Annotated in this window: 7 protein-coding genes; 1 reads left to right on the plus strand and 6 read right to left on the minus strand. The window is 64.6% G+C overall.

Annotated elements, in window-relative coordinates:
- Nucleotides 1-106 precede the first annotated feature (106 nt).
- The 4 genes from pqqB to E8E91_RS16260 all read right to left on the minus strand — a co-directional run bounded on the left by pqqB (nt 107) and on the right by E8E91_RS16260 (nt 4,397).
- On the minus strand, nt 107-1,021 hold the full coding sequence (gene pqqB / locus E8E91_RS16245; protein WP_280376879.1) for a pyrroloquinoline quinone biosynthesis protein PqqB: 915 nt from the start codon (nt 1,019-1,021) through the stop codon (nt 107-109).
- A gap of 107 nt (nt 1,022-1,128) precedes the next feature.
- Nucleotides 1,129-1,200, minus strand: a complete 72-nt coding sequence (gene pqqA / locus E8E91_RS16250) for a pyrroloquinoline quinone precursor peptide PqqA (RefSeq protein WP_003239771.1) — start codon at nt 1,198-1,200, stop codon at nt 1,129-1,131.
- 68 nt (nt 1,201-1,268) lie between these two features.
- The gene (locus E8E91_RS16255) at nt 1,269-3,380 is read right to left on the minus strand and encodes a PQQ-dependent dehydrogenase, methanol/ethanol family (protein WP_280376882.1); all 2,112 of its coding nucleotides are present in this window, start codon (nt 3,378-3,380) and stop codon (nt 1,269-1,271) included.
- Between the two features lie 84 nt (nt 3,381-3,464).
- Nucleotides 3,465-4,397 carry a transporter gene (locus E8E91_RS16260; protein WP_280376885.1) on the minus strand — a complete coding sequence of 311 codons (933 nt, stop codon included), beginning with the start codon at nt 4,395-4,397 and terminating at the stop codon, nt 3,465-3,467.
- A 361-nt stretch (nt 4,398-4,758) separates the two neighbouring features.
- Here E8E91_RS16260 and E8E91_RS16265 point away from each other — a divergent pair, with 361 nt between their 5' ends.
- On the plus strand, nt 4,759-6,609 hold the full coding sequence (locus tag E8E91_RS16265) for a sigma-54-dependent Fis family transcriptional regulator (RefSeq protein ID WP_280376888.1): 1,851 nt from the start codon (nt 4,759-4,761) through the stop codon (nt 6,607-6,609).
- A 105-nt stretch (nt 6,610-6,714) separates the two neighbouring features.
- Here the strand turns inward: E8E91_RS16265 and E8E91_RS16270 are convergent, their stop codons facing one another.
- On the minus strand, nt 6,715-6,987 hold the full coding sequence (locus tag E8E91_RS16270; protein WP_280376890.1) for a DUF4242 domain-containing protein: 273 nt from the start codon (nt 6,985-6,987) through the stop codon (nt 6,715-6,717).
- A 200-nt stretch (nt 6,988-7,187) separates the two neighbouring features.
- A partial coding sequence (locus tag E8E91_RS16275) for an aldehyde dehydrogenase family protein (protein ID WP_280376180.1) occupies nt 7,188-8,342 on the minus strand: 1,155 nt, incomplete at its 5' end.

An 8,342-nucleotide genomic window follows, 5' to 3' on the forward strand; every position in this document is an offset into this window, starting at 1 on the left:
TTGGCGCGCAGGGCCTGCTCGAATTCGGCGGGAGTCATGGCGGTCTGGCTCATGCTCGGGGTCCTCGTAGGGTGCGCCGTGCGCACCTTGTTGGGTTCGTGGTGCGTTACAGCACGATGCTCATGCCATCCCAGGCCACTTCGATGCCGTGGCGGCCGAGTTCGGCGCGCTCGGCGGAGTCGACGTCGAGGATCGGGTTGGTGTTGTTGATGTGGATGAGCACCTTGCGCGGGCCGTCGATGCCATCCAGCACCTCGATCATTCCGCCCGGGCCGCTCTGCGGCAGGTGGCCCATCTCGCGGCCGAGCTTGTCGCCCACCTCGCAGTGGCGCATCTCGTCGTCACGCCAGAGCGTGCCGTCCACCAGCAGGCAGTCGGCGCGGCGCATCCAGTCGAGCAGGTGTTCATCCACCTGGCCGAGACCGGGGGCGTAGAACAGGCTGCCGCCGGTTTCCAGGTCCTCGATGAACAGGCCGATGTTGTCGCCCGGATGCGGGTTGCCCCGGTGCGGCGAATAGGGCGGCGCGCTGCTGCGCAGGGGAATGGCGGTGAAACGCAGGCCGGCGCAGGCGGGAATGGTGAACGACGGGCTGGCCAGGTCGATGGGCTGCCAGTCCAGGCCACCGTTCCAGTGCCGGAGCATGCTGAACAGCGGAAAGCCGCTGGTGAGGTCCTGGTGGACCATGTCGGTGCACCAGACCTGGTGCGGGCAGCCCTCGCGCAGGCTCAAGAGGCCGGTGACGTGGTCGATCTGGCTGTCCATCAGGATGATCGCGGCGATGCCGGTATCGCGCAGATGGCGCGCCGGCTGCAACGGCGGAAAGGCCTCGAGCTGGGCGCGGATATCCGGCGAGGCGTTGCACAGCACCCAGTCGATGCCGTTGGCGCTGAGGGCGATGGACGACTGGCTGCGCGGCTGGGCGCGGACCTTGCCGCTGCGTACGCCCCGGCAGTTGCGGCAATTGCAGTTCCACTGGGGGAAACCGCCGCCGGCGGCGGAGCCAAGAATCTGGATGTGCATATGAATTCAACCTGCCTCGAAGTGCTGCAGGAAAAAGGACCCCGGCGAACCGGGGTCAAGCAAAGGACGCTGCGCCAGTGGAGGCCAACGCAGCGTCGCGTGGAGCATCAGCGATTGGCGAAATACAGGGTGACTTCAAAGCCGATACGCAGGTCGGTGTAGCTGGGTTTGGTCCACATGGGGCAGGTCCTCTCTGTTGTTGTTACTCGGGCTGAAGCGAATGAACCTTCATTCGTTCCTGACAGGATCATGGTTTGTCTTTCGCGGCAGTGGACTGCTGTTCCTTCATATAGTCAGCGTACTCGCGGCTCATGACGTAGGCCTTGATCTTTTCGACCTCGTCCGCCGACAGAGTGTCCCCAAAGGAAGGCATGCCCAGGGGACGCAGCACGCCTTCGCGGACGATCTGCTGGAACAGGCTGCGGCGCGATTCGTCGGACTTGCGCAGGTCGGGCACCAGACCGCCGCTCATCGCCCCGACGCCGTGGCACACGGAGCAGTAGCTGCCGTACAGCTGCTGGCCCGCCTTCAGGTCGGCTTCGCTGGCGTGGACCGGCTGCGGAATGCGGGCGAGGGCGGCGACTTTTTTATCCGGAAGCGGCGGCAGGCTGGCCTTGCCGTCGAGCTTGAACACCAGCAGGCGGCTGACGTTGCCGACGCCCGGTGCCTTGGCTGCATCGCCACCGATCAGCGGCGCGACGCCACCCCAGCCGGCCATGATCGCGACGTACTGCTCACCCTTGTAGTTGTAGGTCATGGGCGCGGCGACGATGCCGGTCTGCGCGGCGAACGACCAGAGCTTCTCGCCCTTGTCGGCCGAGTAGGCCACCAGGTTGCCGGCTGCGGTGCCCTGGAACACCAGGTTGCCCGCCGTGCTCAGGGTGCCGCCGTTCCAGTAGTGCGGGTAGGGCACGCGCCAGGCTTCCTTCTGCTTCACCGGGTCCCAGGCGAGCAGCGCGCCGGATACCGCCTCGCGCGGGATTTCGGTGGCATCGGAGAAGCCGGCGCCGGTGTTGAAGCCCTTGCGGCGGACGAAGTCCTTGCCCTCGTTACGGTAGACGCCGGGGATTTCCTGGTAGGGGATGTAGACCAGCCCGGTCTGCGGGTTGTAGGACATCGAGTGCCAGCTGTGGGCGCCGAAGGGGCTCGGCCACATCACGATGGGCTCCTTCTCGTAGCGCACGCCCGGAGCCTCCACTGGACGGCCGGTGGCCAGGTCGACGCGCTCGGCCCAGGTCACCTTGCCGAATTTCTCGGCGGACAGGAGCTTGCCGGTCTCGCGGTCGAGAACATAGAAGAAGCCGTTCTTCGGCGCCTGCATGATCACCTTGCGCGGCTTGCCTTCGAGTTCGAGGGTCGCCAGGGTGAGCTGCTGGGTCGCGGTGAAGTCCCAGGTCTCGCCCGGGGTGGTCTGGTAATGCCAGGCCAGTTTGCCGGTATCCGGGTTCACCGCGAGGATCGACGACAGGTAGAGGTTGTCGCCGCCGCCGGGGCTGCGCAGTTCGCGGTTCCACGGCGAGCCGTTGCCCGTGCCGATGTAGAGCAGTTCCAGGTCCGGGTCATAGGCCATGCCGTCCCAGACGGTGCCGCCGCCACCGCCCTTCCAGTACTGGTCGCCTTTCCAGGTCTTGGCCGCTTCGGCCAGCTCCGGATGCTCATAGGGTTTGGCCGGGTCGCCGGGCACGGTGTAGAAGCGCCAGGCCATCTTGCCAGTCTCGGCGTCGTAGGCGGAGAAGTAGCCGCGCACACCATACTCCGCGCCGCTGGTGCCGATGATCACCTTGCCCTTCACCACGCGGGGCGCGCCGGTGATGGTGTAGGGCTTGCTGTTATCGGTGGTCTGCTGGCTCCAGACCTCCCGGCCGGTCTTGGCGTCGAGGGCGACGAGGCGGCCGTCGAGGGTGCCGATGTAGACCTTGCCATTCCACAGTGCGACGCCACGGTTGACCGCATCGCAGCAGGCGTCGCGCGCCTTGCCGCGGTCGATCTGCGGATCGAAGGTCCAGAGCACCTTGCCGGTGGCGACGTCGACGGCAATAGCGCGGCTCCAGGACAGCGAGGCATAGAGCACGCCGTCGGAGAACAGGGGGGTCGCTTCCAGGCCACGGTGGTTGTCGAGGTCGATGTACCAGGAGAGGCCGAGCTTGCCGACGTTGTCGGCGGTGATCTGTTTCAGGGGGCTGAAGCGCTGTTCGTCATAGGTACGGCCATGGCTGAGCCATTCGTTGCCATCTTTCTCGCTGGCGACAATGGCGGCCTGGTCGACGGCAGCCGCGTAGGCAGCCGGCCCCAGCAGGGCGACGAGCAGGGCGGCGGCGAAGCGAGTACGGTTTCTGTGCGTTGGCTGCGTCTTGGACATTTACGCAGGACTCCTTGGTTTGCTTGTTATGGGCGGAGTGTTTTTGCTCATCCGACGTGAATCAGGCAGTCGGCTGGCGCAAGGTCAGAACACATGCAGCAGGCGCAGGTTGATGCGGTTGTCTTCCTCGAATCCGTTCTCGACGGACAGGTCCTGTCCGTAGGTCGCCAGCACCTGGGTGGTGGGCGTGATGAAGTAGGAAGCGCCAATGTTGTATTTGCTGGTGTCGGGTTCGTCGTTCAGGTCGATGCCATCGACTTCGTTTTCCCCGCCCCAGGTCCTGGATATGCCGGCACGGATATCGAAGCTCTGAGTGAAGTTGTAGCGCAGGAAAGCCTGGCCCTGATAAAGCTCCGACTGCTTGCGCGTCACGCTGTCCGGACCGTAGTCGTCGTTGTCGCCGAAGAAGGTCACGTCGCCCACCAGGTCGAGGGTGAGCTTGTCGGTCAGACCGGTGATGTAGCCGGCCTGGAGGGTGAACTTCCAGCGGTTTTCACCGAGGTTGATCGCCTGGTCGTTGTCGTAGCTGCCGGTCGGCGCAAAGAGGAACGGCGTGATGCCGAAGTAGCGTCGCTTGGCCGGGTCGTTCACCAGCCAGAGGGTGGACGCGAGGATCAGGTCGCCGGTGCCGCTGTCGCTGCCCAGGCCCTTGAGGTCGTCCTTGGCACGGACATTGCCAAAGGGCAGGAGAAATTGCGGATCGATGATGTAGTCGCCGAGCTTCATGAAGTGCACACCCCGGAGGATGCCCACGTCCGAATCCAGTCCGGCGTCGATGGGGGCTTTGTGGCCGTTGGCGTACAGCGCATTGCGTTCGGCGTGCTGGTAGTACAGCAGGCCGAGGTTGGTGCCTTCGGGGAGTGCCGTGTAGTCGCCAGCGTCGACATCGAGCGCGTGGGCGACTGAGGTGAATCCGGCTGCGAGGCCGAGGGTGGTGGCCAGGGTCAGGGCCCTGGAAAGAGCCGTCTTGTGCGTGCTGCTGGAACAGGCAAGACGAGCTTTACCGCTCTTCGTCATGACATCACCTTTTATTGTTTTTGTTTATTATCAATTGCTGTGTCCTGGCCTTTACTTCAGGGAAGAACCAGAGACGCACATGTTGTTCAGCACGACCTGTGCCAGGTAGTTTTCAGTTCTATTTAGTGCTTGAAAATCAATGGCTTGGATAACAATAGGATTAATGGTTGAGCCATTCCGGGAAGTTGCGCTGCCTTGCTGTCTCACTCTGAGCCAGATATGAAGTGGTGCGGCTGTACCGGACTGATACAACCGTTTCGAGGCATGAGCCATGAACAAGCCGGATGACCCCATTCCTGCCAAGGAAGGTACGAGCGTCCTTGCGTCCCCAGAGGACCGCAGGCAAGCCGTCGGATCGCAATTGATCGCGCGCTCATGGGCGCGCTCCCAGCAGTACGGACTCTCGCCTGGTGATCGGGTGCTGTTCGACGCGCCGGTGGTGGTCCGTCCGAAGGACATCGCGGAGCACGGTGGGTTGCTGCTGCGCGCCGCGTCGCCCGAGATGGAACAGTTGCACGGGGCGCTGGCACCGAAGGACTGGGTACTCGCCTGCATCGACATGGAGGGCGTGGTGCTTGACTCGATCGGCAAGTGCAACAGCGCCAGCCAGGAACTCAACCAGGTATTCCGGCCCGGCGCGCTGTTCCTCGAAACGCAGGTGGGCACCACCGGACCGAGCTGCGCACTGGAGGAACGGGAAACCGTCATCGTGGCCGGCTCCGATCACTACCTGGAGGAAGCCCACGCCTTCACCTGCATGGCCACGCCGATCTTCGGCCTCGATGGCGGAATCGTCGGTGTGCTGGATGCCAGCCGCAAAGGGCCGGCCACTTCCCTCTACTGCCTGGAGTCCCTGGTCATCGCGGCGCGCGCGATCGAGCGGCGGATGTTCATGGAGCTGGGGAATGTCCTGCTGGTCCACCTGCATTTCCGCCTGGACATTCTCGGCACACCAATGGAAGGGCTGCTGGCGTTCGATTCGACGGGAAGGCTGCAAGGGGCCAATCGCATCGCCACGCAAATCTTCTCGTCGCCGGGGTTGAAGCCGGGCATGGAATTCAGCGAGTTGTTCGACATGCCTTTCACCCATGCCGTGTGCTACCGCCGCTACGATCTCAGCGTGCCGTTCCGCATTCAGACCCAGTGGGGCAGCCAACTGCACGCCTGCCTCACCACCGCTCCCGACAAGAAGGCCGGGCAGCAGCCGGCGCAACCGCGTCCGTTCACCACCGCCGAGCGCCGTCCTCTCGCGCCGCAGGGGCCCTGCATCGAGGACCAGGCTGTGAGCTCTGCGCTGGAGCGCGCCCGCAAGGCATTCGCTCGCGACATCCCGGTGCTGATCAATGGCGAGACCGGTACCGGCAAGGAAGTGTTCGCGCGCCTGCTGCACGAAGGCAGTGCCCGCTCGGGTGGGCCTTTTGTGGCGATCAACTGTTCTTCGATTCCGGCGAGCCTGATCGAGTCGGAACTCTTCGGCCATGTCGAAGGCGCCTTCACCGGCAGCCGCAAAGGCGGGGCGGCAGGGAAGATCGAGCAGGCCCATCAGGGCACCCTGTTCCTCGACGAAATCGGTGACATGCCCCTGGAGTTGCAGGGCCGCCTCTTGCGTGTGCTGCAGGAGCGCAGCCTCAGCCGTCTGGGCAGTACCGCCGTGATCAAGGTGGATTGCGCCCTGGTCTGCGCCACTCACCGCGACCTGCTGCAGCTTTCCCAGGAACAGGGCTTCCGCGAAGACCTCTACTACCGGATCAATGGCCTGCGGGTGACCCTGCCGACATTGCGCGAGCGGAGCGACCTGGAGCGTTTGATCCAGCGGCTGTTGCAGAGCGAGACAACGGCCCATGCGCCACTGACGCTGGAACCCGCCGCGTTGCAGGCCCTGTTGGCGTACCGCTGGCCGGGGAACATCCGGCAGCTCCACCAGACACTTCGGCTGGCGGCGGCACTGGCGGAGGAAGATGGGCGGATTGGTCTGCAGCACCTGCCCGATGAAGTGCTGCAGGGTATCGGCAAGGCGCCGGTACGCGAGACGGAAACCGTTGCGGCTGCTGCGTCGCAGTCACTGGCGGGGGATACCCTGCTGGCATCCGAACAGCGCGCGATCCGCGCCGCCATCGATGCGTGCCAGGGCAATCTCTCGGCTGCCGCCCGCAGCCTGGGCATCGGGCGGGCAACCCTGTACCGCAAGCTCAAAGCGATGGGCGAGGCGTAGGACTCCGGGCAAGGGCGTGATGGGTATCGCAAGCTCCACCCATCCTACGGTCTGATCAGCGTTGTAGACGGGATGGCACATTTGCCATCCCGGTTGGTCGCTGTGTCAGCGGGCCGTGGTCGGATCGATGATCCCGCGCACTTCGGACACGCGATTGGCCGGGAAGCCACCTTGCTCGGCATGTTCACGAACCAGTTGTTCGTTGTCCGCCAGGTACAGGCAATAGACCTTGTCGTCCGTCACGTAGCTGTGAAGCCACTGGATGCGGGGCCCCATGGCGCTCAGCACGGCGCAAGACTTCTGCGAGATCGCCTGCAGCTCATTGGTCGAGAGCTTTCCTGCGCCGGGAATCTCACGTTCGATCACATATTTCGGCATGGTTGTTTCCTTGTTGTTGTGGGGGGGCTGGTTGCTTTCCTGTGGGAGCGAATTCATTCGCGAATGAATTCGCTCCCACAGGTGGGGCAAGGGCGTGATGGGTTTCGCAAGCTCTACCCATCCTACGGTCGTGCTACGGTCGGGCCTTTGTAGGATGGGTAGAGGTACGAAACCCATCAGCACGAAGGTCGTCCGCGCACTCAGAGCTTGATCAGCACCGACTTCAGCTCGGTGTAGTGCTCGATGGCCGCCGCGCCCATTTCGCGGCCGACGCCGGAGAGCTTGTAGCCGCCGAAGGGCAGGGCCGGGTCGAGGGCGCTGTGGCAGTTGACCCACACCGAGCCGGACTTGATGCGCGGCACTATGCGGTGCACCGCCGCGAGGTCGTTGGACCAGATGCTGGCGCCGAGGCCATAGGGGTTGTCGTTGGCCATGCGGACCACCTCGTCGATGTCGTCGAAGGGCATGGCCACCAGCACCGGGCCGAAGATTTCTTCCTGCACCAGGCGGTGCTGCTGGTCGACGTCGACGATTACCGTCGGCTTGACGAAGTAGCCGGGACCGAAGCCTTCGCCGCCGCAGGCGATGGTGGCGCCGAGTTCGCGGCCGAGGTTGATGTAACCGGTGACGCGGTCCTGCTGCTTGGCGGAGATCAGCGGGCCCATCTGCACGCTCGGGTCGAGGCCGTTGCCGAGCTTCATGCCGTTGGCGATGCCGGCGATGTCGGCGATCACGTTGTCGAAGTGCTTGCGGTGCACATACAGGCGCGAGCCGGCGCAGCAGACCTGGCCCTGGTTGAAGAAGATCGCGCTGGCAGCGCCGGCGGCGGCTTCCTGGAGGTTGGCGTCGGCCATGACGATGGTCGGCGACTTGCCGCCGAGTTCCAGGGTCACGCGGGTCATGTTGTCCATGGCCGCCTTGCCGATCTGCTTGCCGACTTCGGTGGAGCCGGTGAAGGTCAGCTTGTCGACGCCCGGGTGGCGGGCGAGGGCGGCGCCGGCATTCAGGCCGGTGCCGGTGACGACGTTGAACACCCCGGCCGGGTAGCCGGCTTCCAGCACCAGCTCGGCGAGCTTGAGGGCGGTCAGCGGGGTTTCGTCGGCGGGTTTGAGCACCACGGTGCAGCCGGTGGCGAGCGCCGGACCGAGTTTCCAGCAGGCCAGCATCAGCGGGAAGTTCCAGGCGACGATGGCGCCGACCACGCCGACGGCTTCGCGGCGGATGTAGCCGTGGAACTGGTCATCGGGCATCAACGGCAGGGAGGCGTCGACGGTGGTGCCTTCGATCTTGGTGGCCCAGCCGGCCATGTAGCGGAGGAAGTCGATGGCCAGCTGCACGTCCATGACCTGGGCCAC

The organism is Pseudomonas sp. BN515, from assembly GCF_029873155.1.
Lineage (GTDB): Bacteria > Pseudomonadota > Gammaproteobacteria > Pseudomonadales > Pseudomonadaceae > Metapseudomonas.

Bases quoted from the DNA above. Each gene is read 5' to 3' on its own strand.
- E8E91_RS16260 (WP_280376885.1), bottom strand. From the start codon at position 4,397: ATGACGAAGAGCGGTAAAGCTCGTCTTGCCTGTTCCAGCAGCACGCAC.
- E8E91_RS16270 (WP_280376890.1), bottom strand. From the start codon at position 6,987: ATGCCGAAATATGTGATCGAACGTGAGATTCCCGGCGCAGGAAAGCTC.
- E8E91_RS16255 (WP_280376882.1), bottom strand. From the start codon at position 3,380: ATGTCCAAGACGCAGCCAACGCACAGAAACCGTACTCGCTTCGCCGCC.
- pqqB (WP_280376879.1), bottom strand. From the start codon at position 1,021: ATGCACATCCAGATTCTTGGCTCCGCCGCCGGCGGCGGTTTCCCCCAG.